We start from the raw sequence: 25,822 nt of genomic DNA on the forward strand, positions 1-25,822 counted from the left end.
GGACGGTCACCGGCAGCCCGGGGGCGTCCGTATCTCGCGGGACGTCAGCGGGCGCCCACGGCGGAGAGCGGCAGCGAGACGAGGCGGTCGGCGCGGTTGTTGTTGCTCGTCGTGATCCACACGCGGTTGCCGACGAAGTGGATGTCGCGGATGCGGCCGTAGGTGCGGTTCAGGTGCCGGGTCGCCTTGCCGGCCGTGCCGTCGGCGTTGACCGGCACGCGCCAGACGGACTCGCCACGCAGGGCAGCCATGTAGACCGCCCCGTCAGGGCCGACGGCGATGCCGCTCGGCGACATCTCGTCGGTCGGCCACTGCGCGACGGGGTCGACGAAGTCGGAGTTGCCCTCGCGCCCCTCGACCTCCGGCCAGCCGTAGTTCTTGCCGGCCTCGATGAGGTTCAGCTCGTCCCAGGTGTTCTGCCCGAACTCGCTGGCCCACAGGCGTTTCCGGCTGTCCCAGGCGAGGCCCTGGACGTTGCGGTGGCCGTAGGACCAGACCGGAGATCCGCCGAAGGGGTTGCCCGGAGCAGGCTCTCCCTCCTTGGTGATGCGCAGGATCTTGCCGCCGAGCGAGTCGAGGTTCTGCGAGAGCCCCGTGTCGCCGGCCTCGCCCGTGCCGACGTAGAGGTAGCCGTCGGGACCGAAGGCGATGCGCCCGCCGTTGTGGCGGCGCCCGCTCGGGATGCCGGAGAAGATGACCTCCGGCTCGCCCAGTCGGCCGTCTCGCCACTCCACCGCCGCGATGCGGTTGTCGCTGTTGGTCGTGTAGTACGCGTACACCAGCGGGTCGCTCGCGAAGTCGGCGGCCACCGCGAGGCCGAGGAGGCCGCCCTCGCCCTCGGTGCGGAAGATGGGGAGCCGTCCGACGACGGTGGACCTGCCCCCGGTGCCGGGCTTGGGCACGTGGTGCACCCGCCCGGTGTTGCGCTCACTGACGAGGGCGCTGCCGTCGGGCAGGACGGCCACCGACCAGGCGATGTCGAGGCCGCCGAGCAGGGTGACGGGTCCGGCCGGCTGGCTGGGCGGGGGCGTCGCCCGGGTCGTGATGGTCTTCGACGGGGTGGTGGTCGAGGCGGTCGAGCTCGGCGTGCTCGGCGGGACGGCCGTGCTGGTGCCGACCGCCGTGCTCGTGGCCGACGTGGAACTGGTGCCGGCCGTCGACGAGCCGGCGCTCGTGGACGGCGCTTCCGGGGTCGAGCTCGTGCACGCCGTGGCGCCGAGCGCCACGACGAAACCCCCCGCGAGGGCACGGCTGATCCAACGGGAACGATGCGGCATACCTCATTGTGTCCCAATGGCGGCCGATGGCCACGATGGTCAGCCTCCGCGTCGCGCGAGGATCGCGGCGAGCTCCTCGTTCACCTCGGCGTGGGCGACTCCCGCGTCGAGGACCCGGCGGGCCGCGCCGAGGTCTCCCATGAGTCCCCGGAACAGCAGCAGCAGGTCGACGTCGTGGTCCGGTCGCTCGACCGTGATGGCGGCACCCGCGCGCACGGTCCCGGGCGTCACCACCGACAGGTAGGCACCGGTGCGGCCCTCGTCCGCGAAGCGGCGCACCCAGCGGGGCACCCCCATGTGGGCGGCGAAGGTGGCGCAGGGGATGCGAGGCACCTCCACCCGCAGCACCACGTCGTCGATCCGCCACAGCTCGCCGACGATCGCGTGCGTGGCGTCGACCCCGACCGTGGTCACGTTCTCGCCGAAACCGCCTGGGGCGATGGGGCGCCCGAGCTCACGCTCCCAGTGGTCGAGGTCCTCGCGGGCGTACGCGTAGACGGCTTGGAGCGCCCCGCCGTGGTGCTGCGGCTTGCCGATCTCGTCGCCCACCACCCCGCTGCCGAGACCGCCGTGCTTGGGCCCCGGGTCGCGCACGTCGAAGGAGTCGACCGGCTGCTTGTCGATCGCGGTGGGGGCGCCGCCACCCGGCGGACGCGTGCGACGACCCGAGTTGAGAGACAGGACGTGGGGCGCGTTCACCCGCGCGAGCCTAGTCGGCGCGGTCTGGCGCGGTCCGTCCCGCCGGCGGTGCTCGCGGCCGGTCGCGTGGACGGGTGGGGTCGGCCGCGATCGTGTCATCTAGCGTGGCCGCATGGCTGCAGCCCCGCTCGTCGTGTCCGTGCCCGAGATCGAGTACGCCGAGGCGCTAGCCGACCTCGACGGCGTCGACACGGTCGTCTGGGACATGTCCGAGCCGCACCCACGAGGTGCGGAGATCCGGCTCGCGGTCATGCCGTACATGACGAGGCTGCGTCTCGCGGACGTCGCCGTCGGCCTCGACGCGCTCGAGGTCGTGCAGCTGCAGAGCGCCGGCTACGAGCAGTTCCTCCCCGAGGTGCCGGAGGGGGTCACGCTGTGCAACGCCGCGGGCGTGCACGACGCGTCGACGGCCGAGCTCGCCCTGGCCCTGACGCTCGCGTCCGTCCGTGAGATCCCGAAGTTCGTCGTGTCGCAGGCCGGCTCGACCTGGGAGCCCCTCATCCTGCGGTCCGCCCTGGCCGACAGCCGCGTGCTCGTCGTCGGCTACGGCCAGATCGGGCGCGCGGTGGCGCGCCGTTTCGCGCCCTTCGAGGTGGCACTGACCGCCGTCGCCTCCCGCGCGCGTGACGGCGACGACCTCGTCCCGCACGTGCACGGCATCGACGAGCTGCCCGACCTGCTGCCGCACCACGAGGTGGTGGTCGTCATCGTGCCCCTGAGCGAGGCGACGCGCGGGCTATTCGACGCCGACATGCTCGGGCGTATGCCGGACGGCGCGGTCCTCGTCAACGTGGCCCGCGGGCCCGTCGTCGACACGGACGCGCTCCTGGCCGAGTGCGCGTCGGGGCGACTGAGGGCGGCGCTCGACGTGACCGACCCCGAGCCGCTGCCCGCCGACCACGCTCTCTGGACGACTCCCGGCGTGCTCATCACGCCGCACATCGGCGGGGCGACGCAGGCCATGCGCCCCCGGGCCAAGGCCCTCGTGCGCCGTCAGGTCGAGGCGATGCTGGCAGGCGGTCCCCTCGTGAACGCGGTCGCGACGGGCAGTACCGCAAGGGGGTGAGCCCGCTCCGACACCGTCGGGGCGACGAGCCCTTGTCGCTGTCAGACCCTTAGTGGACACTGTCAACATGACCGAGACCATCGTCGCCATCGGCACCCGCAAGGGCCTGTGGGTCGCCCGCAGCAGCGACCGCACCGAGTGGGCCCTCGAGGGTCCGCACTTCCTCATGAGCGAGGTCGCATCCGTCGCCGTCGACACGCGGGATGGGCGCTCGACGGTGCTCGCCGGGGTGAAGTCGTGGCACTGGGGGCCGACCGTCCAGGCCTCGACCGACGGCGGTCGCACCTGGACCGAGAGCGCCGAGCGCGCCCTCGCCTTCCCGAGCGACACCGACACCGCGCTCGAGCGGGTGTGGCAGCTGACCCCCGACCCGAACGACGCCGACGTCGTCTGGGCCGGCGTCGAGCCGCACGCCCTGTTCCGCAGCACCGACCGGGGCGAGCACTACGAGCTGGTCCGGGGCCTGTGGGACCACCCGCACCGCCCGAAGTGGGAGCCCGGCTTCGGTGGGGGAGCGGTGCACACGATCGTTCCCGAGGCCGGCCACCCCGAGAACCTCCTCGTCGCGATGAGCGCGGGCGGTGTCTACCGCTCGAATGACTCCGGCGAGACGTGGGCGCCGTCGAACCCGGGCATCCGGGCGTACTTCATGCCCGACGACGAGTACCCCGAGTACGGCCAGTGCGTGCACAAGGTGGCGCGCGGTGCGGCCGACGGCGCGCTCTACGCCCAGAACCACAAGGGCGTCTACCGCTCCGACGACAACGGGGCTTCTTGGCAGTCCATCGCCGACGGGCTGCCGACCGACTTCGGGTTCACCATCCTGGCCCACCCGAGGCGACCCGGCGTCGTGTGGAACATCCCCGTCGCCGACGACGGCGAGCGCATCCCGCCCGGCGCCCAGCTGCAGGTGCAGCGCTCCGACGACGGCGGCGCCCACTGGCGCATGCAGGCGCAGGGCCTGCCGTCCGAGAGCTTCACGTGCGTGCTCCGCGACGCCGCGTCCCTCGACTCCGCCGACCCGGTCGGCGTCTACCTCGGCACCCGCAACGGCGACGTGTTCGCGTCGGCCGACGAGGGTGAGACCTTCCAGCGCATCGCCACGCAGCTGCCCGACGTCCTCGTGGTCCGCGCGGCCCAGCTCGACTGAGGCACAGGGGTTCCCGTATGCCGTCTGCTCCCGTCCGCGTCATCCTGCCGGGCATGCTCCGCGACCTCGTGGGGGGCGTCGCCGAGATCGAGGTCGAGTCGCCCGGTGACGGCCAGACCGTCGCCGAGCTGCTTGACCGCGCCTTCTCCGAGCACCGCATCCTCGACGGCAAGGTGCGTGACGAGCGGGGTCAGATCCGCCGGCACGTCAAGGTCTTCGTCAACGGTGAGGACGCCACGCGGGGCGACGGCGTCGCCGCGCAGGTTCCTGCCGGCGCCAGGGTCCACATCATCAACGCCGTGTCCGGCGGCTGAGCGCCGCGACGGTCAGCGCGACGAGACCCGCAGCGCCAGCGGGAAGGTCGCGCGCAGCACGGTGCCACCCCCCGATCGTTCGCTGATCGTCACGTCGCCACCGAAGGTGCGGAGAGTGTCTCGCAGCAGCCGTAGGCCGAGGTGCCCCTCGCCGCCGGGCAGCCCGTCGGGCCCGCCCGTGCCGCCGGACGACATCTCCGTCCCTGCGCCCAGTCCGACCCCGTCGTCGCGGACCTCGACGACCGCGGCCTCGTGCACGACCTCAGCCGTCACCTCCACCTCGGTCGCACGTGCGTGCTTGGCCACGTTCCTCAGGGCCTCCCGCACGATGCGGTAGGTCAGCTGTGCGACGCCCAGCGGCTCGCCGAGCCGGGAGTCGACCGCCACGACGACGTCCGTGCCGTGCCGCCGCTGTCGCTCGGCGAGGTCCTGGATGGCGGGCTCCAGCCCACCGTGCTCGAGGTCGGCCGGGTAGACGTCGGTCAGCAGCTCGCGCACGCCCGAGACGCCGCGGGCGACGTCGGTGTGGACCTGCTCGAGTAGGGCGCGCGCCGCGGTGGCCTCACGCGGCAGTGCCGCCGCCACGGTCGGCAGGGCGTAGCCGAGGGCGACGATGTCCTGGACGATCCCGTCGTGGAGGTCCTGGGACAACCGTCGCCTCTCGAGGTCCGACGCAGAGAGCGCCTGCGCCATGATCGCCTCCCGCTCGGCGAGGCCACGGTCGACACGCCTGGCCAGCGACAGGGCGAGGGGGAGCAGGGCGAGGGCCAGCAGCAGCAGCGCCCCGAGTCCGAGCAGCGTGAACTGCCAGCGGATGTCGCTGACGTCCTGGCGGATGCGTTCCGTCGGCCAGTACGCCTCGAAGACGAGGGGCGTCCCGTTGTCGGCCCTGAAGCCCACGTACACCTCGATCAGCTCCTGGGCAGACTGCTCCGAGACGTTCTCGGGCTTGTCGAGCGGCGAGACCTCACCCGTGGCGTCGTTGGTGCCGAACAGGGTGGCCACGTCCTCTTCCAGCTCGAACGTCCTGCCGGTCACCTCCGGCTCGTCGCTCCACAGCACCCGCCCGCTCGCCGTCCAGATCTTCATGTGCGCGATCGACCCGTCGGCCATGCGGGTGCGCATGAGCCGGACGAGGTCGCGCGTGGCGACGGTGTCCCCGGTGAGCACCTTGTCGTCGACGAGGGGCGCCACGACGGACTTGGCGTACGCGACGCTCCTCGTGGTCGCCTCGCGGACGGACAGTCGCTCGGCCAGGGGGGTCGACAGCAGCAAGGTGCCGGCCGCGACGAGGCCCAGGACTGCGAGGCTCCACAGCAGGAACCGGACGACCGAGTCGCGCACGACCTTCGAGCGTCCCGGTTGTGGGACGTCGAGCTGTGCGGGTGACGTGCCGGCGGGTCTCGGCGGCACCACGGCAGTGGTGTCGGAGGTCGTCGTCGGCGGTGTCTTCACTGGCATGGCTCAGTCCTCGTTCGGGAGCTGGATGAGCCTGCGGCGCAAGGCGATCATCACGGCTTCGAGCTGGCTGTGGGCGTCGAGCTTCACGAGGAGGCTCTTGATGTAGCCGCGGCACGTCAGCACCGAGATGCCGAGTGTTCGCGCGATGGTCGTGGGGTCGCGTCCCTCGGCCAGCAGGGTGAGCACCTCCCGCTCGCGAGCGGTCAGCAGGTCGGGCGTGGCCCGCGGGGCGGCGGATGCGCCGATGAGCGTGCGCAGCAGCACCGGGTGCACCGCGAAGCCGTCGCGCGGCGCGGTGCGCAGGGACTCCATCAGCTCGGTCAGCGGACCCCCTTTGGGCAGCACCGCGCAGGCGCCTGCCTCCGCTGCCCTGGTCAGCAGGGACTCGTCGACGTGCGCGGTCAGCACCACGACACGCGTCTCGGGCCGGTCGGACGTGATGGTCCTCGTCACGTCGACGCCGTCGCCGTCGTCGAGCCTGACGTCCATGACGACGACGTCGGGAGACGCGGTGGCCACAAGGGCCGTCGCCTCACGGGCCCCGTGGGCCGTGCCGACACACTCCATGCGGGGCTCCGCGGAGATCGCGAGGCACAGCGCGTCGGCCAGGGTCCGGTGGTCGTCCACCACCAGGACCCGCAGGACATCAGACGTCATCGAGAAACCCCCTCGCGGGGGCCCCGCGCCCCCCCGGCACTCCCCCTGGCCTTCAGTATCACGGCACTCGTGCGCCCGCGACGGAAAACGGTCCCAAATACTGGGGGTCGTCCCACCCGTGCATGGGAGATCCGCCCGAGCCCGTCGCGACGCACCATGGCAGGCAGGGGAGCTGCCCGGGGATCAGCTATGGGGGGATCAGAGATGAAGGATGTCGTCGGCGTACCGGTGGTGCGGTTGTGTGGCGGGCTCGTGGTGGGGCACGGGCCGGGAGCGTTGGGTCCGCGGGACCTGGGGGGTGCGAAGGCGCGGCACGTGTTGCTGGCGCTCCTGCTCGAGGGCGGCGACCCGGTCTCGAAGGGTCGGATCATCGAGTACCTGTGGGGGGACACGCCTCCGGCGGGGGCGTTGGGCACGTTGGAGGCGTACGTGAGCCTGCTGCGCAAGCGGCTGGCCGGGGCCCCGGGCGTCGAGAGCGTCGAGGGCGCTGGGGGTGCTGATGGCGCTGGGGGTGCGGGTGCGCGGGTGGCGCCGATCGTGACGGTGCCGGGCGGGTACCGGTGGGACGTCGCGGCGCGGGCGCAGGGGTTGACGGTGGACGTGATCGAGTTCGCGCGGTTGGTGGCGCGGGCGCAGGAGCTGTCGGGGGCGGCGGCGGTGGGCGTGTACGCGCAGGCGTTGGCGTTGGTGGCGCGGCCGTTGCTGCCGGACGAGGCGGACCTGCCGTGGTTGCAGGAGGCGGTCCAGGCGCACGAGGCGCGGGTGCTGCGGGCGTTGGCGGACGGGGCGCGGGCGGCGTTGGAGGCCGGTGACCTGGGGCACGCGCAGGTGTGGGCGCGGGCGGCGATCGAGCGGGACCGGTTGCTGGAGTCGGCGTGGCTGGTGCTGCTGGAGACGTTGGAGCGTCGGGGTGAGCACACGGACGCGGTGCGGGAGTACGAGACGTGTCGCACGGTGTTCGCGGCCGAGCTGGGGTGTGACCCGGGTCCGCGGTTGCGGGCGGTGTTCCGGCGGTTGCTGGCGGCGACCTCGGAGCAGGACGACCGGTTGCGTGACCTCGTCGCCGCGGTGGTGCGCCTGCACCACGTCCTCGACGACTCGGCCTCCGGGTCGGCGTCCCCGGGAGGTGGTGAGCACGGCGCGGACGGTACGGGCGGTGCGGGCGGGGCGCGCAGCGCCGGACCGGTGGTCCCGGCCTCCCTGAAGGAGGACTGCAGCCGGCTGTTGGCCCTGGTCCGCGCGGCCGATGCCCGTCAGCGCGCGGCGGTGCCGTCCCACGGGTCCCACGGTGTCCCCGTCGCCGCGGCCACCGGTTGACCACCGGCCGCCCGGTTGACGGGGCGCGCCCGCCGGAGGACCGCCTGCGGGCCGCTACGGGCCGACGACGCGACCCTCCACGGCGTCGAGTGCGACCGCGCCCAGGTCGCGAGAGTCGACGGAGGTCGCCCGGGCGTCACCGAGCACGAACACCGCGTCGGAGGGCACCGTCACCGGTCCGAACCACACGCCGTCGACCGACTCGAGGTCGACGAACGGCTCCACGACGCGTGTGCCGTTGACGACGAGAGCACCGTCGTCGAGCTCGACGGTGTCGCCACCGACCCCGACGACCCGCTTGACCAAGGACGTGTCCCGGACGGTGCGGACCGCGGCGTCGACACGGTCGGGGGACAGCCCGACGACACCGCCGCTCGCCGCGGCTGCCGCGGCGCGCTCCGACCACCGGTCGCCGTCGAGTACCACGACGTCGCCGCGCGCGACCGTCCCTGCCCAGGGCTGCTTGAGCAGGAGCACGTGCTGGCCGGGCGTCAGGGTCGGGCTCATCGAGTCGGAGGTGACCCGGACGGGCTGCACCACCCACGTGAGCGTGGCGGCCGGGACAGCCACGACTCCCACGAACGCCAGCACCCGACGCCGGAACTTCGCGCGCCGCGCCGGAGGTGGTGCGAGCGCTCCGGGGACGGAGGCGGACCCGAGGGCAGGGGAGCTGCGCTCGGGTGCCGTTCCTGCCCGGTCCGGCGCCTGTCGGCTCACGTGAAGCGCACCAGGCCCCAGACGACCCAACCGCAGAGACCCACGGCGAGGAGGAGGTTGCCGACCGACCGACGCTGGCGGACCGGCAGCATCCCGACGAGCAGGGCCAGGGCCCCCAGCTCGGCGACGACGCACACGAGGTCGAGCGTCCCGACGGTCTCGACGGCCGCCTCTGCGCCGGAGCCCGGCACGATGGGCATGCCGTTGCCGTGCCCGCCGGGCACCTGCGACCCGCCGTGGTGGCTCCCGCCCAGCCCGAGCCCCTGGCCCGCGGTGTCCGGGTGGACCGGCAGGCCGATGGTCCGCGACGCGACGTAGAGCCCGACGAGGCCCGCCGTAAAGAGCACCGCGGCCGGGACGAGCCGTGCGCTGAGCCCCCGCCAGAGGGCCTGCGCCAGCCACAGCTGACCTGCCGCGACGACGATGAGGAAGACGCCGGCCGGCGCCCACTCGGCGAAGTGCTCGGGCGCCACAGCGAGGTGCACGAGCGCAGCGATGCAGCTGAGCGCCCCCGCGGCCCGCGCCTGTGCAGCGAGTGCCGGCCCCGTGGACACGGCGTCCGCAGCCGTGTCGGTGGCGAGCGATGAGCCCGATGGCAGTGCCGTGGTCGACATGGCGCCGCCCCTCAGACGTCGTCGATCTCGGGGAGCGACTTGCAGGGGTCGCTCAGCGGGTCGCTCACGTCATGGTCGGCCAGCACCTCGAACTGGCTCATCATGTCGTGGTCCTCGTGGACGAGGTTGTGGCAGTGGATCATGTACTTGCCGCGGCCCTCGAAGCGAGCCACGACCCGCACCGTCTCGTTCTCACCCACGTAGACGACGTCCTTCGGGCCGAGCTCGTGCGGCATCGGCGGCTGGCCGTTGCGGTCGAGGATGCGGAAGTCGATGAGGTGGATGTGGACCGGGTGGAACCAGCCGCCCGAGGAGTTGCGGATCTCCCAGATCTCGACGTCACCCTCGCGCGGGTTGGCCTCGACGAGGGAGAACTTGCTCTTCACGACGTCGTCCCAGGTGTGGCCGTTGATGGTCCACATGCCGTGCTTGCGCTTGAGGTCCAGGCGGCGCGTGCGCACCGCGTCGGCGGCCGTGAGCAGCATGGCGGGGTTGGTCGGGTTCAGGGCGTCGGGAACGGTGTTGTTGGCGCGGTCGAAGTCGTCGGCGACGACGTCGAAGGCCATCACCTTGTTGGTGTTGGCATAGTCGATGTTGTTCTTCGGGCTGGTGTTGCGCAGCACGACGCGACGGCCCACCGGCATCCTGCCGAAGTCGATGACGACCTCGTAGCGCTCGGCCGCGCCGTGGCGGAAGCGCTGCACCGTCTGCGGCCGCGGCATCAGTCCAGCGTCGGTCGCGATGACCGTCATGGGATCCCCGGAGTCGAGCGACCACTGGTACGAGCGCGAGATGGACGCGTTGAGGATGCGGAAGCGGTACTTGCGCCGCTTGACCTTCATCACGGGCCACGGCACGCCGTTGACCAGGACGACGTCGCCGAACATCCCCGACTCGCTGTGGTTGTCGAAGTAGAGCGAGCCGTCGCTGGCGAACATCGCGTCACTGACCAGCAACGGCACGTCGAACTCGCCCTTGGGGATCGGCAGGGCCCGCTCCAGCGGGTCGACCAGCTGGTACTGGGCCGCGAGGCCCATGAGCACGTTCTCGGCCGTGTGGTGCAGCCCGTGGTCGTGGTACCACATGGTGCGAGCGGTCTGGGTGTTGGGGTAGACGTAGTCCTTGTACTGGCCCGGGTTGGTGATGTCGCTCGCGTAGCCGTCGTACTGCGGCAGCGACGGAGAGCCGTGCAGGTGCACCGACGTCCATGGCGTGTAGCTCAGCACCGGGTGCTTGCCCGGCAGGTTGTTGACCTGGCGCATCACGGTGCGCCGGCCCTGCGCGACCTTGACGGTCGGTCCGGGAACGAGTCCGTTGTAGCCCCACAGCGGCGTCTGCAGGCCCGGGACCACCTCGGCCTGGAGCGGCTTCATGTAGACCTTGTAGAAGTCGGTGGTGGCGTCCGTGCGGTAGGGCCGCAGCACCGGCGGCGTCCGGAACTGCATCGTGAACGGCCGGGGCAGCCGGCTGCTGGCGAGTCGGCCCTGAGGGCTGGACTTGGCACTCACCGTGCGCTCCAGAGGCAGCGCCAGGGCGGCGCCCCCGACGACGCCCAGCTTCATGAGGTCTCGGCGAGACAAAGACATGGTTCCTCCCTTGATCATGTCCTTTCCGACTCAAGAGGAACCCAGCGACCTTGTTGATACCTTGGATGAATCCGGCTGTGAGGCAGGGCAATTCGGACATCTGGGGGTGTTTGGGGCAAGGCGCCCGAGTCCAAGGTTTTCGCAAGGATCACCCCCGACAGTGGGACTGCACCCGGTCAGGGTGAGGAGACTTCCTTCAAGCGGCTCGGCGCCGACCCCGTGCGTCGCCGACCGTCCTCGGCGGGATCTCCACCTCGGTGGTGAGAAGCGACACTGTGACCTGATCCCCCAGGAGAGGCGGGCGTCCCGAGTGGGCGCCCGCCACTGGGGCGTCGCGGCGCGGGGGTGCGTCCCCGCTCAGGTGTCGACGCCGAGCAGCACGGGTAGCACGGTCCGCTCGAGCTCTCCCACGGTGAGCGAACGGGGCTCGACGAGGCGCTGCGTCATGGAGCCCTGCGCGAGCGCGATCGCGGCCCGGACGAAGACATCGGTGGGCATGGGCAGCGTCAGCCCCTGCCGGGCCACCGCCTCGTCGACGACGGCCACCAGCTCGTCGCGCACCCGTCGCTGCTGCGCGGCCCAGGCGCGGCGGGCCACCGGTTCGCGGATCGCGTGGAGGGTGAACTCCGTGGTGAGGACCAGCCACTGCTCCTTGCTGCGGGTGTCGTCGGCGAGGGCTGCGAAGACAGACTTCAGCACCTCGTCAGCCGTTGCATGCTCCTGCTTGCTGGCTGCGCGGATGCGCCCGACGAGAGCCTCGGAGTGCCGGCGGGACAGCTCGAGCACGAGGTCGTCCTTGGAGGAGAAGTTGGAGTAGAAGGCCCCTCGGGTGAAGCCGGCCCGCTCGCAGATGTCCTCGACGCTCGCGCCGTGGAAGCCGCGTTCCGCGAAGACCTCGCTCGCCGCCCCGAGCACCCGGTCACGTGTCGCCTGGCGGCGGGCGGTGATCGGGGGAGCGGCTGGTTCGCGGGACCTCAGGGTTGGCATGGGACCACGATACGCCCTCGAATTGAATACGGACATGTATTGGATGCATACTTGTATCGAAAGGCGGGATGGTCCCGTCGGAGGATGGTCAGGTGAACGAGCGCCAGGTGGTCGCACACGACGTGTCGGTCCGAGGCACGCACGAGCCGTTCGTGTCGGGGATCGGGTTCTCGGCCCCCGCGGGAGCGGTCACGGTCGTCGGCATCGACCCCGGCGTCGGCCAGGTCGCGCTGGCCCTCGCGATCGGCGGACGAGTCGACCTGCTCACCGGCTCCGTGTCGATCGGTGGCTCCACCGACCGGGCGCAGCTGCAGCTGCGCACGCGACTCGTCGACGTGCCCGACGTGACCGCGCCGGAGGACTCCTTCTCCCTCCGCGCCGTCGTCGCGGAGGAGCTGGCCCTCGCCGAGCGGCCGTCGTCGCGCAGGGACGTCGCAGCCTTCCTCGGCGACCGTGGTGTCAGCGACCTGGCATCGCGGCGTTGGGAGAGCCTGCCGACGGGCCTGCGCACCCGCCTGCTGCTCGAGCTCGGCTCGTGGCACCCGCAGGTTCGCGTCATCGTGCTCACCGGTCCCGACCGGCACGGTGGCGAGCCGCGCGAGTGGTTCGAGGCGGCCCGGTCGGTCGCCGACCGTGGTCTCACCGTTGTCGCGCTCTGCGCACCGGCGACCGCCTCGGCACTGTCCCGGTCGACCGGGCTCCCTCCCGCGGCCATCGAGCCCGCCACCGAACCCGCCACCGACCCCGTCGTCGAACCCGTCGTCGAACCCACGACTGACCCCACCACCGACCCCACCACCGACGGAGTGCCCGCATGAACCCCGTCCGCCTCGCGCTCGCTGAGCTGCGCCGCCTCACCGCCTCGCGCCTCGCACGTCTTGCCCTCGCGGCCCTCGTCCTCGTCCCGACCCTCTACGGCGGCCTGTACCTCTACGCGAACCACGACCCCTACGGCGCCTTCCCGCAGGTGCCTGCCGCCGTCGTCAGCGACGATGCCGGCACCACCCTCAGCACGGGGGAGAAGCTCCAGGTCGGCGGCGAGGTGGCCGACCACCTCGTCGAGTCGAAGAGCTTCGACTGGCACCGGGTGTCGCGCGACGAGGCGATGAACGGCGTGGACGACGGCACGTACGCGTTCGCCGTCATCCTCCCGAAGACCTTCTCCGCGGACCTCGCCTCGACGGCGGAGTTCACGCCACGTCAGGCGACCCTGCTGCTCGAGACGAACGACGCCAACAACTACATGACCTCGATGATCGGCGGCCAGGTCATCAAGCAGGTGACCGCCAGCGTCGCCGGCGAGGTGAGCCAGACTGCCGCGAGCCGGCTGCTGCTGGGCTTCAGCGACGTGCACGACGAGCTCGCGAAGGCCGTGGACGGATCGGAGAAGCTCCGCGCCGGTGCGTCCAAGGCTGACGACGGGGCCCACCAGCTGGCTTCCGGCGCGGGCTCTCTCGCGACAGGGCTCGACGAGCTCGCGACCGGTGCCCGCACCCTCGACGCCGGCATCGGCCGCGCGGCCTCGGGCGCCCACGAGCTGCAGACCGGCTCAGCACGCCTCGCCTCCGGCCTCGGCACCCTGCAGTCCAGGACCGCAGACCTCCCCGCACAGACCGACCGTCTCGCCGACGGTGCCGAGCAGGTCGCGGCCGGCAACCGCACTATCGCCGGCTACGGGGCGAAGGCGGCCGCCGCCTCCACCCAGCTCAAGAGCCGCGTCGCCGCCGACCGCGCCGGTCTGGTCGCCACCCTGAGGGCGCAGGGACTGACCGACGCGCAGCTGGCCGTCGTCGAGTCACGGCTCGACCTCGTCGACGGCTACGTGGACAACGCAGACGCCACCATCCAGTCGGCCTCGGGCGACCTGACGCGCCTGTCGAAGGGGGCCGACCAGGTGGCCACCGGGGCTCGGGCGCTCGCGAACGCCACGCCGGCGCTCGCGGACGGCATCGCGCAGGCCCACACGGGCGCGGTCAAGGTGCGGGACGGGGCGGCTGCCCTGGCGACCGGGCTCGACCGGCTCGACGCCGGGGCCGACCGGCTCGTGTCCGGCGCGACGTCCGCCGCCACCGGCGCGGACGCGCTCGCGCGGGGGGCAGGGTCGCTGGCGTCCGGCCTCGACTCGCTGGCCAAGGGCACGACAGACCTGCACGCCGGCCTGGTCAAGGGCCGCGACGCCGTGCCCGACCCGTCCGAGGCGCAGCGCAAGGCGATGGCGCAGACCATCGGCAACCCGGTCGGGGTGGCCACCGACTCCCTGTCGTCGGCGGGGTCGTACGGGGCAGGGCTGGCGCCGCTCTTCATGAGCCTCGCTCTCTGGATCGGCGCCTACGTGCTCTTCCTCTTCGTGCGTCCCCTGTCCCAGCGCGCACTCGCCACGAGCCAGCGCTCGTTCCGCACTGCGCTCGGGGGCTGGCTGGCGCCGGCGGTGGTGGGGATCGTCCAGGCTGCTGCCCTGGTGCTAGTCGTGGGCCGCGGGGTCGACATCCGGATCGCGCACCCGGTCCTCGCGTTCCTCTTCCTCTGCTTCACCTCGATGACGTTCGTGGCGATCCTGCACGCGCTCGCGTCGAGGTTCGGGGCGGTGGGCAAGTTCCTCGGCCTCGTGTTCATGGTCGTCCAGCTCGTCAGCGCCGGCGGCACGTTCCCGTGGCAGACGCTGCCCGCCCCCCTGCAGGCGGTCCACCACGTCGTGCCGATGAGCTACGCCGTCGACGGCCTGCGCCGGCTGCTCTACGGCGCCGACCTGGCGCCGGTGCTCGGCGCGGTGGGCGTGCTCACGGCATACCTCGTCGGGGCCCTGCTGGTGTCGACCGTCGCGGCGCGGCGGTCGCGGGTGTGGACGCCCAAGCGGATCAAGCCGGAGCTCGCGCTCTGACGCCTCCGCGGCAGCCTGGTCGCAGCAGGACCGCTGCGGCCGGCCCCCCGCCCTCCGGGCTGACAAGCGGGCCGACGCGGAGCATGCTCTAGACGTATGAGCAGCGCCTCGAGAGAGAAGACCCTCATCCTCATGCGCCACGCCAAGGCCGAGGAGGGGCTCGGCAAGGCCGACCACGACCGCGAGCTCGCGGCGCGGGGTCGCCGCGACGCCAAGGCCGCTGGCCGGTGGCTGCACGAGCAGGGGCTCGTGCCCGACCTCGTCATCTGCTCCACCGCGCAGCGCACCCGGCAGACGTGGGAGGAGGCCTGCCACGGCGGCGCCCACACCGAGTTCGTCGAGTACCGCCGCAGCGTCTACCTCGGCGGCTCCGAGCAGACCCTCGAGACGGTGCGCGAGGACGCCGGCGAGACGACGACGGTGCTGGTCGTCGGGCACAACCCGACGATGGCGCAGCTGACCAGCCTGCTCACCGACGGGGAGGGGTCGCGCGAGGCCCACGACGCCCTCGGCGAGGGTTTCGTGACGAGCGGCATGGCGGTCCTCCGGTATGCCGGCGAGTGGGCCGACATCGACTTCGGCTCGTGCGCCCTGACGCGCTTCCACGTCAGCCGTGGGCACGACGACTGAGCGTTCGCCGCCGACGATCAGGCTGTGAGATGCGGTGTCCACCCAGCGGACACGGTCCTATGCTGCTGGCATGACGCAGACGCCTGACATCAAGCCCCGCAGCCGCGACGTCACCGACGGTCTCGAGAAGACCGCGGCACGGGGGATGCTCAGGGCGGTAGGCCTCGGCGACGACGACTTCGCCAAGCCACAGATCGGTGTCGCGAGCTCGTGGAACGAGATCACCCCGTGCAACCTGTCGCTCGACCGGCTGGCCAAGGCCGTCAAGGACGGCGTGCACGCCGGTGGGGGCTATCCCCTCGAGTTCGGCACCATCTCGGTGTCCGACGGCATCTCCATGGGCCACGAGGGCATGCACTTCAGCCTCGTGTCGCGCGAGATCATCGCCGACTCGGTCGAGACCGTCATGAACGCCGAGCGGCTCGACGGCTCAGTCCTGCTCGCCGGTTGCGACAAGTCCCTGCCCGGCATGCTCATGGCGGCCGCGCGCCTCGACCTCGCATCGGTCTTCCTGTATGCCGGCACGATCCTCCCCGGCGTCGCCAAGCTGAGCGACGGCACCGAGAAGGAGGTCACGATCATCGACGCCTTCGAGGCCGTCGGGGCGTGCAACGCCGGCCTCATGTCGCGCGAGGACGTCGACGCGATCGAGCGCGCCATCTGCCCGGGTGAGGGCGCGTGCGGCGGCTTCTACACGGCCAACACCATGGCCGCCGTGGCCGAGGCGATCGGCATGTCGATCCCGGGCTCGGCCGCGCCGCCCGCCACCGACCGCCGCCGCGACATGTACGCCCGCAAGTCGGGCGAGGCCGTCGTCGAGCTGCTGCGCCGCGGCATCACCGCGCGCGACATCATGACCAAGCCGGCCTTCGAGAACGCCATCGCCGTCGTCATGGCGTTCGGCGGCTCGACGAACGCCGTGCTCCACCTGCTCGCCATCGCCCACGAGGCCGAGGTGGACCTCACGATCGAGGACTTCCGTCGCATCGGCGCCAAGGTGCCGCACCTGGCCGACGTCAAGCCCTTCGGCAGCTTCGTCATGAAGGACATCGACCACATCGGCGGCATCCCCGTCGTCATGAAGACGCTGCTCGAGGCCGGCCTGCTCGACGGCGACTGCCTCACGGTGACCGGCAAGACCATGGCCGAGAACCTCGAGGAGCTCAACCCGCCCCACATCGACGGCCGTGTCATCCGCGAGATGGCGACCCCGATCCACAAGACGGGTGGCCTGACGATCCTCACCGGTTCGCTCGCGCCCGAGGGTGCGGTCGTGAAGTCGGCCGGCTTCGACGAGTCGGTCTTCGAGGGCACCGCACGCGTCTTCGACGGCGAGCGCGCCGCGATGGACGCCGTCGAGGACGGTTCGCTGAAGAAGAACGACGTCGTCGTCATCCGCTACGAGGGACCGAAGGGCGGGCCCGGCATGCGCGAGATGCTCGCCGTCACGGGTGCCATCAAGGGCGCCGGGCTCGGCAAGGACGTCCTGCTCCTCACCGACGGCCGCTTCTCGGGTGGCACCACCGGCCTCTGCGTCGGGCACGTGGCTCCCGAGGCCGTCGACGAGGGGCCGATCGCCTTCGTGCGCGACGGCGACACGATCCGCCTCGACGTGGCGAGCGGCTCGCTCGACCTGCTCGTCGACGACGACGAGATGGCGCGCCGTCGTGCCGAGGGCGTCACCCACCCGGAGCCGAAGTACACCCGCGGCGTGCTCGCGAAGTACCGCAAGCTCGTCGGCAGCGCGAGCGGCGGGGCCGTCTGCGGCTGAGCGGGCGTATGCCGTGTGCCCGAGCGCCGCGGCGAACCGACGGACCGCCACGACCGCCGTCTCCGGCGAACGGTGAGCGCGGGCGCTACAGCGCGGGAGCGTTGCTAGCGGTCCGTCGGTCCGCGGAAGCGGCCTTGTCGGCGTCCCGGTAGGCGCGGGGTGTCTGTCCCATCGCCTCTCGGAAGCGCCGGATGAGGTGCCGCTCGTCACTGAAACCGGTTGCCGCGGCGATGTCCCGGACCCCGAGCCCGGTGTGCACGAGCAGGTCGGTCGCGGCGTCGAGCCGGCGGGCCGACCGGTGCGCCCACGGACTCGTGCCGGTCTCGGCCCGGAACCGGCGACGCCACGTCTCGTACGGCATCCCGACCTCGGCCGCCACGGCACGCAGGTCGAGCGGCTCGGTCAGGTCCCCCTCGAGCCGATCGGTCGAGCGTGCGAGCCAGCCGGCACCCGATGGGGACGCCCCGCGCGTGCCGCGGTCGGAGGCACGGGTCGACGTGTCGCGTGCCTCGAGCAGGGCCGCGAGCAGCGCGACCGCCTCGGCGTCGGTGCCGTCGGGCGTGCGTGGCCGCGGCCGGTCGAAGGCCGCGAACCGTGCCGCCCACCGGCGCACCGGCAGACCGTGCACGAGCGGCTGCCCGGGGGAGAGGGCGCCGCGGCTCGCGGCCAGGTCGAACACGGGTCCCTCGAAGACGACGAAGTGCTCGTCCCAGCCGCCACGGTCGGCGCCGTACCAGTGCGGGTGCCCGGGATGGACGACGACGAGCGAGCCTGCGGCCAGGGGCTCGTCGTGGTGCGCATCGCGGTAGCGGCCGGCACCGGCGGTGAGGAAGGTGAGCCCCCAGGTCGGGTGTCGCCGAGTCGTGCCGGGCGCGAGGCCCCGGCCCGCGACGATGCGCGCCGCCACCAGCACGCGGCCGAGACGCCCGGGCGGCAGGGGAGCGGCAGGCCGCGCCGTCGGCGTGGCGCCGACCGGCGCACGGTTGCTGTCCATCACGTCATCAAACCAGAACGTACCCCTGAAACCACGACGTCCGGGGTGGCCTCTCCGCGGGTCTGGTGAAGTGGCAGAACCGACGACCCCTCCGGTCGTTCACGATCCACGAAGGCGGCCGTCCCGATGACCATCGACACACTTCCCGCGCTCGCCACGGCATACCCCGTGACCCAGGACCACGTGGCCGCCTTCCGCGCGGACGGCTTCGTCCGGCTCTCGGGAGTGGCGAGCGCCGAGGAGGCCGCGGCGTACCGGCGGCCGATCGCCTCGGCGGTGGAGCGACTCAGCACCGAGTCGCGTCCGCTCGCCGAGCGCGACAGCTACGGGATGGCGTTCCTTCAGGTGATGAACCTCTGGCGCCACGACCCCGACGTGGCCAGGTTCGTCCTGGCGCCGCGCTTCGCCGACGTCGCGGCGCGGCTGCTCGGCGTGCCGCGGGTGCGGCTCTACCACGACCAGGCCCTCTTCAAGGAGCCCGGCGGCGGCCGCACGCCGTGGCACCAGGACGCGATGTACTGGCCGCTCGACGGGTCGAGGTGCCTGACGATGTGGATGCCGCTCGTCGACATCACACCGGTGCACGGCGGGCTGGCGTTCGCGCGGGGGAGCCACGTCGACGGTCCGCTCAGCGACATCGGCATCTCCGACGCGTCCGAGCACCACTTCGACCGGCTCGTGCCGCGGCGGGGCCTCGCCGTCGACGAGCCCGTGGCCATGCGGGCCGGCGACGCGTCGTTCCACTCCGGCTGGACGGTGCACAAGGCGCTCGGCAACACCTCGAGCGAGATGCGCGAGGTGATGACGGTGATCTGGTTCGCCGATGGCCTCCCGGTGCTCGAGCCCGCGAACGGCGCGCAGGAGAACGACCTCACGTCGTGGCTCCCCGGCCTCGCGCCGGGAGACACCGCGGCTTCACCGACCAACCCTGTGGTGGGTGACGTCGGCTAGCCGGCCGGTGGCGGCTGCCAGCCGGACTCGGCCCGCCCCGTGAGCCCGGCCGCCTCCATCGCGAGGTAGCGGTCGGTCAGACCCCGGTAGAGCCGTCCGACGACCGACCCCACGACGCCCGACTGGGTCACCGACAGCGTCACCCGGCACCCGTCGGCGCCCAGCGGTTCGACGACGTGGTGTGCCACGGTGTGCGCGGCGCGCCCACCGGACTCCCACGTGAACGACCGTCCGGGCGACAGCGACGTGACCGTCCACGGCACCGTCGGGATGCGTGGCTGGTCGATGGTGGCCTTCGCCCCGATCTGCAGGGCCCCGCCGTCGAGCCTGACGCTACGCACCGATGACGTCCACTCGGGCCAGCGCTCGGGGTCGCTCAGGATCTCCCACACGCGGCTTGCCGGCGCGGCGACGTCGAACGTGATGTGCTGCTCCACCGCCACCCCTCCTCAGACCTGGGCCGGGTCGGACCCGGCGACGACGTCGGCCGCCCAGTGCCGCCACACGGAGGTCACCTGCATGCCGACCTTCTCGTAGAGCCCGAGCGCCCCGGTGCGTGAGTCGGTCGACAGCTCGGACCGGTCACCGCCGTGCGCGCGCCCGACCTCGAAGGCGTCGACGAGCAGGGCCCGCGCGAGGCCGCGGCCGCGCTGGTCGCGGCGGACGGCGAGCTTGTCGACGTACGCGCAGCCGTTGGACACGATGACGAACGCCATGCCGACGACTTCGCCGGCCGGATCGACGATGAGGCGCAGCTGCCACGGCTCGTAGCCCGGACGGTTGACGACCGTGGCGGCCCACTCCTCGAAGCTCGAGCGCTCGCGGTCGGACCACTCGAGGAAGGCGTCCTCGTTCACCGTCCATGCGGCCTCGAGGTCGCCCTGGTCGCGCGGCTCGCGGATCGCGTACGCCTCGGGTGTCGGCTGCGCCTCGATCGTCTGCCCGGCGGGCATCTCGAGCACCCACGACGTCCAGAGGTTGCGGTAGCCGAGGGCGGCGAAGAGCCGCTCGCCTGCGGAGTCCCCGGGCGCGGGCTGCCCGACGACGGTGCCGCCCTCGCGTGCGCCGACGGCCCGGGTCCAGCGCGAAAGCGCGGTCCCGATGCCACGGCCGCGGTATGCCGGGTCGACGGCACCGTGCGCCCAGCGCGCCTTGTAGACCTCTGCGTACGCGACGAGGCGGTCGCCGTCGAGCACGCCGACGGTCTGGGTGGCGAGGTCGAAGGCGGGGCGCTGCCAGTCGCCGACGATGTCGGCCTCCTCGATGAGGACCTCTCCGACGTCGTGCTGCTCGCAGGCCCCCATCAGGGTGGCGACCGCGGCGGCGTCGTCCTGCCCGAGCGGCCGCACGGTCAGCCCGTCCGATCCGCTGGGCAGCACGAGCGGGACGGGGGCGTTGCTCGTGGCGGTGGGCGCAGGGGTGGTCATGCCGTCTCCTTGTCGGGCGCGTCGAGGCCGAGGAGGCGGCGCAGGGCCGGCACGCCCTCGACGGTGATGGGATGGTCGCCACGGACGAGGTCGTCGGGGCGCAGGACGAGCCGTTGGTTCACGGCGAGCTCGCCGTCGCGGCGCTGGAGCCGCGTGAGCCCATCGGGGCGGTAGCCGACCTTGCGGCTGACCGCGAGCGACGCGGGGTTGTCGGTGAAGGCGCCGGAGGTGATCTCCTCCGCCCCGAGGTGGTCGAAGGCGAAGGCGCAGATCGCCTGGCGCATCGCGGTGCCGATGCCTTTGCCCTGGTGCTCGAGGCCGAGCCACGACCCGGTCTCGGCCGTGCGGGTCACGACGTAGTCACGGGCCGAGATGCCCTGCGTGCCCACGAGCGTCCCCTCGTGCCAGACGCCGAGGTTGAGCTCCCACCGCTCGGGGGAGAAGTCGGCCCGGCAGCGCCAGTGGTACTGGACGAACCGGGTGCGCAGCACCTCGGGCTCAGCGTCCGTCCAGGGGTGGTAGAAGGGCATCCGGTCGGCCGGGTGGATGCCACGTGCGGCGAGGTCGGCCAGGGCCGCGAGGTCGTCGTCGCCGATCCCGCGCAGCTCGATCGCTCCGGCGACGACGCGTACGGCGAGGGCGGGGAAGTGGTCGTCGACGGTGCTGGTCATGCGGGCCAGTGTCGCGACGCGGGTCCTGGCGCGACAACCGACTTTCGGTCGTGGCGGCGCGCGGTGGTGCAACGAAGAGTCGGCGCGTGCGCGACTGACAGTGGGTGAGATCACGATGCCACATCCTGAGACGCGGGTGACCGTCGATTGACACCACTGGGGCCGCGTAGGACGGTTGTCACGTGGCCCGACTCCTCGTACTTCCCTAGCGCGCCGACCAGCCCCACCGGTCAGCGCGCCCCCTTCCGTCCCCCCACGGGACCGAAGGGTTTTTTTGTGGCTGGAGTCAGCCCGAGACAGCAGGACATCCGCAGGACGACGAGTGCTCGAGACAAGGAAGAGATCGTGAGCGACACGACCAAGCAGGCGCCCTCGCCCGCTGACGTGGCCTCCCTGGCCCGTCCCCGACCCGCCGCCGACGGCAAGCCGGTCGAGCCGGCACCGGCGGCCGTCCAGGCTCTCGAGGTCACCGGGGCACAGGCGCTCGTACTCTCCCTCGAGGCCATCGGCTGCGACACGGTCTTCGGCATCCCGGGCGGTGCGATCCTCCCGGCTTACGACCCGATGCTCGACTCGAAGAAGGTCCGGCACATCCTCGTGCGCCACGAGCAGGGCGCCGGTCACGCGGCCGAGGGCTATGCGGCGGCCACCGGCAAGGTCGGTGTCTGCATGGCGACGTCCGGTCCCGGTGCGACCAACCTCGTGACGCCGCTCGCCGACGCCCACATGGACTCCGTCCCGGTCGTCGCGATCACCGGTCAGGTCGCGAGCGCCGCCATCGGCACCGACGCGTTCCAGGAGGCCGACATCCGCGGCATCACGATGCCGATCACCAAGCACAACTATCTCGTCACCGACCCCGCGAAGATCCCGCAGGCGATCGCGGAGGCCTTCCACGTCGCGAGCACCGGCCGTCCGGGCCCCGTGCTCGTCGACATCAGCAAGGACGCGCTCCAGTCCCGCACGACATTCAGCTGGCCCCCGCAGATCGACCTGCCCGGCTACCGGCCCGTGCTGCGCCCGCACGGCAAGCAGATCCGCGAGGCGTCCCGTCTCATGGCGGCCGCCAAGCGGCCGGTCCTCTACGTCGGTGGCGGCGTCGTGCGCTCGGGCGCCAGCGAGGCGCTGCGCCGGCTCGTCGAGCTGACGCAGATCCCGGTCGTCACGACGCTCATGGCGCGTGGCACGGTGCCCGACAGCAACCCGCTCAACCTCGGCATGCCCGGCATGCACGGCACCGTCGCCGCCGTGACCGGTCTGCAGAAGTCCGACCTGATCATCGCGCTGGGCGCGCGCTTCGACGACCGGGTGACCGGTCAGCTGTCGACCTTCGCCCCTGACGCCAAGGTGATCCATGCCGACATCGACCCCGCCGAGATCTCGAAGAACCGCGTCGCCGACGTGCCCATCGTGGGCGACGCCGGCGAGGTCATCAAGGACCTCATCGAGCAGGTCACCCTCGACCGCGCCACCGCCGAGAGCGGCTCGTGGGACTACACGGCCTGGCGCGAGCGCGTCGCCGAGTGGAAGGCGACCTTCCCGCTCGGGTGGACCGAGAGCGAGGACGGCACCCTCTCGCCGCAGTACGTGATCGAGCGCATCGGTGCGCTCTCCGGGCCCGAGGCGACCTATGTCGCGGGTGTCGGGCAGCACCAGATGTGGGCCGCGCAGTTCGTGCAGTACGAGCGCCCCAACGCGTGGATCAACTCGGGAGGCCTCGGCACCATGGGCTTCTCGGTGCCGGCGGCCATGGGCGCCAAGGTCGCCGAGCCCGAGCGCACCGTCTGGGCCATCGACGGCGACGGCTGCTTCCAGATGACCAACCAGGAGCTCGCCACCTGCGTCGTCAACAACATCCCGATCAAGGTCGCGATCATCAACAACAGCTCGCTCGGCATGGTGCGGCAGTGGCAGACGCTCTTTTACAACGAGCGCTACTCCAACACCAACCTGCAGCCGACCGAGCAGCGGGTGCCCGACTTCGTCAAGCTCGCGGACGCCTACGGCTGCCTCGGCCTGCGCGCCGAGACGCCCGAGGAGGTCGACGCCGTCATCAAGCAGGCGCTCGAGACCAACGACCGACCGGTCGTCATCGACTTCATCGTCCACCGCGACGCCATGGTGTGGCCCATGGTCCCGGCGGGCGTCAGCAACGACATGATCCAGGCCGCCCGCCACGAGGCGCCGGTCTGGGAGCGGGAGGACTGAGCATGAGCAAGCACACCCTGTCGGTGCTCGTCGAGGACAAGCCGGGCGTCCTGACCCGCGTGGCGGCGCTCTTCTCGCGCCGGGGCTTCAACATCAACTCGCTCGCGGTCGGCCCCACCGAGCTGCCCGAGATCTCGCGCATCACGGTCGTCGTCGAGGTCGAGGGAGCCGCCCTCGAGCAGGTGACGAAGCAGCTCAACAAGCTGATCGAGGTGCTCAAGGTCGTCGAGCTCGACCCGCATGCGTCGGTCCAGCGCGAGATCGTCCTCGTCAAGGTCCGCGCCGACGCGGCGACCCGCAGCCAGGTCATCGACACGATCCAGCTGTTCAAGGCCAAGGTCGTGGACGTGACCACCGACGCCGTCGTCGTCGAGGCGACCGGCAACTCCGACAAGCTCCGCGCCCTGCTCGACGTCCTCGAGCCGTTCGGCATCAAGGAGCTCGTCCAGTCGGGCATGGTCGCCGTCGGACGCGGCTCGCGCTCGATCACCGACCGCAGCCTGCGCAGCGCCTGACCCCCCAGACCCACCAGCACACCGCACCGCACACCCAGCAGAAGGAGAAGGCCACCATGGCCGAGATGTTCTACGACGACGACGCCGACCTGTCGATCATCCAGGGCAAGAAGGTCGCCGTCATCGGCTACGGCAGCCAGGGCCACGCCCACGCGCTCAACCTTCGCGACTCCGGGGTCGACGTGCGCGTCGGCCTCGCCGAGGGCAGCAAGAGCAGGGCGAAGGCCGAGGCCGAGGGACTCGCCGTGTCCTCGGTCGCCGACGCCGTCAAGGAGGCCGACCTCGTCGTCATCCTCACGCCCGACCAGGTGCAGCGGACCGTGTACGCGAACGACATCCAGCCGAACCTCAAGGACGGCGCCGCCCTGCTCTTCGGGCACGGCTTCAACATCCGCTTCGGCTACATCAAGCCCGAGGCCGACGCCGACGTGCTCATGGTGGCCCCCAAGGGGCCCGGTCACATCGTGCGCCGCGAGTTCGCCGACGGCCGTGGGGTGCCCGTGCTCCTCGCCGTCGAGCAGGATGCGTCCGGCACCGCGTGGGACCTCGCCAAGGCCTACGGCAAGGCGATCGGCGGCCTGCGCGCCGGCGGCATCAAGACGACGTTCACCGAGGAGACCGAGACCGACCTGTTCGGCGAGCAGGCGGTGCTCTGCGGCGGCGCGAGCCAGCTCGTCATGTACGGCTTCGAGACCCTCGTCGAGGCCGGCTACCAGCCCGAGGTCGCCTACTTCGAGTGCCTGCACGAGCTCAAGCTCATCGTCGACCTCATGATCGAGGGCGGCATCGCGAAGCAGCGCTGGTCGGTGTCCGACACTGCCGAGTACGGCGACTACGTGTCGGGGCCGCGCGTCATCGACCCGCACGTCAAGGAGAACATGAAGGCCGTCCTGGGCGACATCCAGAACGGCGCGTTCGCCAAGCGCTTCATCGACGACCAGGACGCCGGCGCCCCGGAGTTCAAGGCCCTGCGCGAGAAGGGCGCCCAGCACCCCATCGAGGCCACCGGTCGCGAGCTGCGCAAGCTGATGGCGTGGGTCAAGCAGACCGACTCGGACTACACGGAGGGCTCGGCCGCGCGCTGACCCTCACCCGCACGGCTCGGCGGCCGGTCACCCGTTCGTGGGGTGGCCGGCCGTCGCCGTGCGTGGGGGCGCGGAGGGCGCTCAGCGCCCGGTGAGCCTCGCAGGCTGCTCGGCGAGCCAGGCCGCGAAGGTGCGCCCACCCGTCCGAGCGGCCGATGCCGCCGGCAGGTTGCCGCCGCGCGCCATCGCCTTCAGCACCGGTCCCACCGCGGGCAGGTGGACGACTCGGGGCGCCGACGCGCCGCGGTGGGCGCGCACGAGCGTTGCGAGCTCCCCGACCGTGAGGACGTCGGGACCCGCCAGGTCGGCCGCACGCGCGTATGCCGGAGGGCGGGCGCCGAGGGCCAGGTCGGTCAGGCGCGTGGCCACGTGGTCGGTGTCGACCGGCTGGAAGGCCAGGTCCCCGAAGGTGAGCGCGACGGGCCCGAACGTCAGCACCCGCGCGAAGAACGCTGTGAGAGAGTGGAACTGGGTCGCACGCAGCACGGTGTCGGGTCCTCCGGCGGCAGCGATGGACTGCTCGGCCCGGAGCTTGCGCTGGTAGTAGCGCATCGGGACCTCGTCGATGCCGACGATCGAAATGTGCACGAGGTGCAGTCCGCCCTCCGCAGCGGCATCCGCGAGGCGCCGGGTTCCGTAGACCGTCACGGCATCACCCGCCGAGGTGTCGTCGGCGCAGTGCACGACGACGTCGGCTCCCCGGAGCGCCGCGTCGAGCCCCGCCCCGCTGCTGAGGTCGACGCCGGTGCGGCGGCTCACGGGCACGGCCTCGTGGCCCCGCTGGCGGACCTGCTCCACGACACGGGCTCCGAGGTCTCCCGCTCCACCCGTCACGACGACTCGCACG

Annotated in this window: 25 protein-coding genes; 12 read left to right on the forward strand and 13 right to left on the reverse strand. The window is 72.0% G+C overall.

Annotated elements, in window-relative coordinates:
* Positions 1–44: 44 nt before the first annotated feature.
* A complete protein-coding gene (locus tag ACYVNR_RS07920) occupies positions 45–1,277 on the reverse strand; it encodes a PQQ-dependent sugar dehydrogenase (protein ID WP_461047669.1) in 1,233 nt (410 codons plus the stop codon).
* Positions 1,278–1,316: 39 nt separating this feature from the next.
* Complete coding sequence (locus ACYVNR_RS07925; RefSeq protein ID WP_461047670.1) at positions 1,317–1,976, reverse strand: MOSC domain-containing protein; 660 nt, start codon at positions 1,974–1,976, stop codon at positions 1,317–1,319.
* A 112-nt stretch (positions 1,977–2,088) separates the two neighbouring features.
* On the opposite strand from ACYVNR_RS07925, the gene ACYVNR_RS07930 reads away from it, so the two are divergent.
* The 3 genes from ACYVNR_RS07930 to ACYVNR_RS07940 all read left to right on the forward strand — a co-directional run bounded on the left by ACYVNR_RS07930 (position 2,089) and on the right by ACYVNR_RS07940 (position 4,506).
* Positions 2,089–3,042 (forward strand): 2-hydroxyacid dehydrogenase, encoded by a 954-nt coding sequence (locus ACYVNR_RS07930; RefSeq protein WP_461047671.1) that lies wholly within the window; start codon positions 2,089–2,091, stop codon positions 3,040–3,042.
* A gap of 67 nt (positions 3,043–3,109) precedes the next feature.
* The gene (locus ACYVNR_RS07935) at positions 3,110–4,192 is read left to right on the forward strand and encodes a WD40/YVTN/BNR-like repeat-containing protein (protein ID WP_461047672.1); all 1,083 of its coding nucleotides are present in this window, start codon (positions 3,110–3,112) and stop codon (positions 4,190–4,192) included.
* 17 nt (positions 4,193–4,209) lie between these two features.
* Positions 4,210–4,506 carry a MoaD/ThiS family protein gene (locus tag ACYVNR_RS07940; protein WP_045188536.1) on the forward strand — a complete coding sequence of 99 codons (297 nt, stop codon included), beginning with the start codon at positions 4,210–4,212 and terminating at the stop codon, positions 4,504–4,506.
* A 12-nt stretch (positions 4,507–4,518) separates the two neighbouring features.
* On the opposite strand, the gene ACYVNR_RS07945 is transcribed toward ACYVNR_RS07940, so the two are convergent.
* Positions 4,519–5,967, reverse strand: coding sequence for a sensor histidine kinase (locus ACYVNR_RS07945; protein WP_458798333.1), 1,449 nt, complete (start codon positions 5,965–5,967; stop codon positions 4,519–4,521).
* Positions 5,968–5,970: 3 nt separating this feature from the next.
* Positions 5,971–6,624, reverse strand: coding sequence for a response regulator (locus tag ACYVNR_RS07950; RefSeq protein WP_045188537.1), 654 nt, complete (start codon positions 6,622–6,624; stop codon positions 5,971–5,973).
* 204 nt (positions 6,625–6,828) lie between these two features.
* On the opposite strand from ACYVNR_RS07950, the gene ACYVNR_RS07955 reads away from it, so the two are divergent.
* The gene (locus ACYVNR_RS07955) at positions 6,829–7,941 is read left to right on the forward strand and encodes an AfsR/SARP family transcriptional regulator (RefSeq protein ID WP_461047673.1); all 1,113 of its coding nucleotides are present in this window, start codon (positions 6,829–6,831) and stop codon (positions 7,939–7,941) included.
* A 54-nt stretch (positions 7,942–7,995) separates the two neighbouring features.
* Here the strand turns inward: ACYVNR_RS07955 and lepB are convergent, their stop codons facing one another.
* The 4 genes from lepB to ACYVNR_RS07975 all read right to left on the reverse strand — a co-directional run bounded on the left by lepB (position 7,996) and on the right by ACYVNR_RS07975 (position 11,845).
* A complete protein-coding gene (lepB, locus tag ACYVNR_RS07960; protein WP_461047674.1) occupies positions 7,996–8,658 on the reverse strand; it encodes a signal peptidase I in 663 nt (220 codons plus the stop codon).
* Complete coding sequence (locus ACYVNR_RS07965) at positions 8,655–9,272, reverse strand: hypothetical protein (RefSeq protein ID WP_461047675.1); 618 nt, start codon at positions 9,270–9,272, stop codon at positions 8,655–8,657. The genes lepB and ACYVNR_RS07965 overlap by 4 nt, the downstream gene beginning before the upstream one ends.
* Before the next feature lie 11 nt (positions 9,273–9,283).
* The gene (locus tag ACYVNR_RS07970; RefSeq protein ID WP_461047677.1) at positions 9,284–10,858 is read right to left on the reverse strand and encodes a multicopper oxidase family protein; all 1,575 of its coding nucleotides are present in this window, start codon (positions 10,856–10,858) and stop codon (positions 9,284–9,286) included.
* Between the two features lie 357 nt (positions 10,859–11,215).
* Positions 11,216–11,845, reverse strand: coding sequence for a TetR/AcrR family transcriptional regulator (locus tag ACYVNR_RS07975; RefSeq protein WP_461047679.1), 630 nt, complete (start codon positions 11,843–11,845; stop codon positions 11,216–11,218).
* A 92-nt stretch (positions 11,846–11,937) separates the two neighbouring features.
* Between ACYVNR_RS07975 and ACYVNR_RS07980 the strand changes: the two genes are divergently transcribed.
* From ACYVNR_RS07980 to ilvD, 4 genes are all read left to right on the forward strand, one after another.
* Positions 11,938–12,663, forward strand: coding sequence for a hypothetical protein (locus ACYVNR_RS07980; protein WP_461047680.1), 726 nt, complete (start codon positions 11,938–11,940; stop codon positions 12,661–12,663).
* Positions 12,660–14,723, forward strand: a complete 2,064-nt coding sequence (locus ACYVNR_RS07985) for a YhgE/Pip domain-containing protein (protein WP_045191593.1) — start codon at positions 12,660–12,662, stop codon at positions 14,721–14,723. The genes ACYVNR_RS07980 and ACYVNR_RS07985 overlap by 4 nt, the downstream gene beginning before the upstream one ends.
* A 96-nt stretch (positions 14,724–14,819) precedes the next feature.
* On the forward strand, positions 14,820–15,353 hold the full coding sequence (locus ACYVNR_RS07990; RefSeq protein WP_045191594.1) for a SixA phosphatase family protein: 534 nt from the start codon (positions 14,820–14,822) through the stop codon (positions 15,351–15,353).
* A gap of 70 nt (positions 15,354–15,423) precedes the next feature.
* Positions 15,424–17,124 carry a dihydroxy-acid dehydratase gene (ilvD, locus tag ACYVNR_RS07995; RefSeq protein ID WP_461047683.1) on the forward strand — a complete coding sequence of 567 codons (1,701 nt, stop codon included), beginning with the start codon at positions 15,424–15,426 and terminating at the stop codon, positions 17,122–17,124.
* 85 nt (positions 17,125–17,209) lie between these two features.
* Here ilvD and ACYVNR_RS08000 read toward each other — a convergent pair whose 3' ends face one another.
* On the reverse strand, positions 17,210–18,118 hold the full coding sequence (locus ACYVNR_RS08000) for a helix-turn-helix transcriptional regulator (RefSeq protein WP_461047685.1): 909 nt from the start codon (positions 18,116–18,118) through the stop codon (positions 17,210–17,212).
* A gap of 126 nt (positions 18,119–18,244) precedes the next feature.
* Here ACYVNR_RS08000 and ACYVNR_RS08005 point away from each other — a divergent pair, with 126 nt between their 5' ends.
* Complete coding sequence (locus ACYVNR_RS08005) at positions 18,245–19,069, forward strand: phytanoyl-CoA dioxygenase family protein (protein WP_461047687.1); 825 nt, start codon at positions 18,245–18,247, stop codon at positions 19,067–19,069.
* Here ACYVNR_RS08005 and ACYVNR_RS08010 read toward each other — a convergent pair.
* From ACYVNR_RS08010 to ACYVNR_RS08020, 3 genes are read right to left on the reverse strand one after another with little or no spacing between them, the layout of a single operon-like run.
* On the reverse strand, positions 19,066–19,506 hold the full coding sequence (locus ACYVNR_RS08010; protein ID WP_461047689.1) for an SRPBCC family protein: 441 nt from the start codon (positions 19,504–19,506) through the stop codon (positions 19,066–19,068). The two genes, ACYVNR_RS08005 and ACYVNR_RS08010, sit on opposite strands and share 4 nt — an antisense overlap.
* Before the next feature lie 12 nt (positions 19,507–19,518).
* A complete protein-coding gene (locus ACYVNR_RS08015; protein ID WP_461047690.1) occupies positions 19,519–20,496 on the reverse strand; it encodes a GNAT family N-acetyltransferase in 978 nt (325 codons plus the stop codon).
* Positions 20,493–21,167 (reverse strand): GNAT family N-acetyltransferase, encoded by a 675-nt coding sequence (locus ACYVNR_RS08020; RefSeq protein WP_461047691.1) that lies wholly within the window; start codon positions 21,165–21,167, stop codon positions 20,493–20,495. The genes ACYVNR_RS08015 and ACYVNR_RS08020 overlap by 4 nt, the downstream gene beginning before the upstream one ends.
* 345 nt (positions 21,168–21,512) lie before the next feature.
* On the opposite strand from ACYVNR_RS08020, the gene ACYVNR_RS08025 reads away from it, so the two are divergent.
* From ACYVNR_RS08025 to ilvC, 3 genes are read left to right on the forward strand one after another with little or no spacing between them, the layout of a single operon-like run.
* Positions 21,513–23,375 (forward strand): acetolactate synthase large subunit, encoded by a 1,863-nt coding sequence (locus ACYVNR_RS08025; RefSeq protein WP_458798322.1) that lies wholly within the window; start codon positions 21,513–21,515, stop codon positions 23,373–23,375.
* A gap of 2 nt (positions 23,376–23,377) precedes the next feature.
* Positions 23,378–23,890, forward strand: coding sequence for an acetolactate synthase small subunit (ilvN, locus tag ACYVNR_RS08030; protein WP_458798321.1), 513 nt, complete (start codon positions 23,378–23,380; stop codon positions 23,888–23,890).
* 56 nt (positions 23,891–23,946) lie between these two features.
* Positions 23,947–24,975 carry a ketol-acid reductoisomerase gene (gene ilvC, locus ACYVNR_RS08035; protein WP_045191602.1) on the forward strand — a complete coding sequence of 343 codons (1,029 nt, stop codon included), beginning with the start codon at positions 23,947–23,949 and terminating at the stop codon, positions 24,973–24,975.
* Positions 24,976–25,056: 81 nt separating this feature from the next.
* Here ilvC and ACYVNR_RS08040 read toward each other — a convergent pair whose 3' ends face one another.
* Positions 25,057–25,821, reverse strand: a complete 765-nt coding sequence (locus ACYVNR_RS08040; protein ID WP_461047692.1) for an SDR family oxidoreductase — start codon at positions 25,819–25,821, stop codon at positions 25,057–25,059.
* Between the last annotated feature and the right edge of the window lies 1 nt (position 25,822).

Source organism: Terrabacter koreensis (assembly GCF_054783315.1).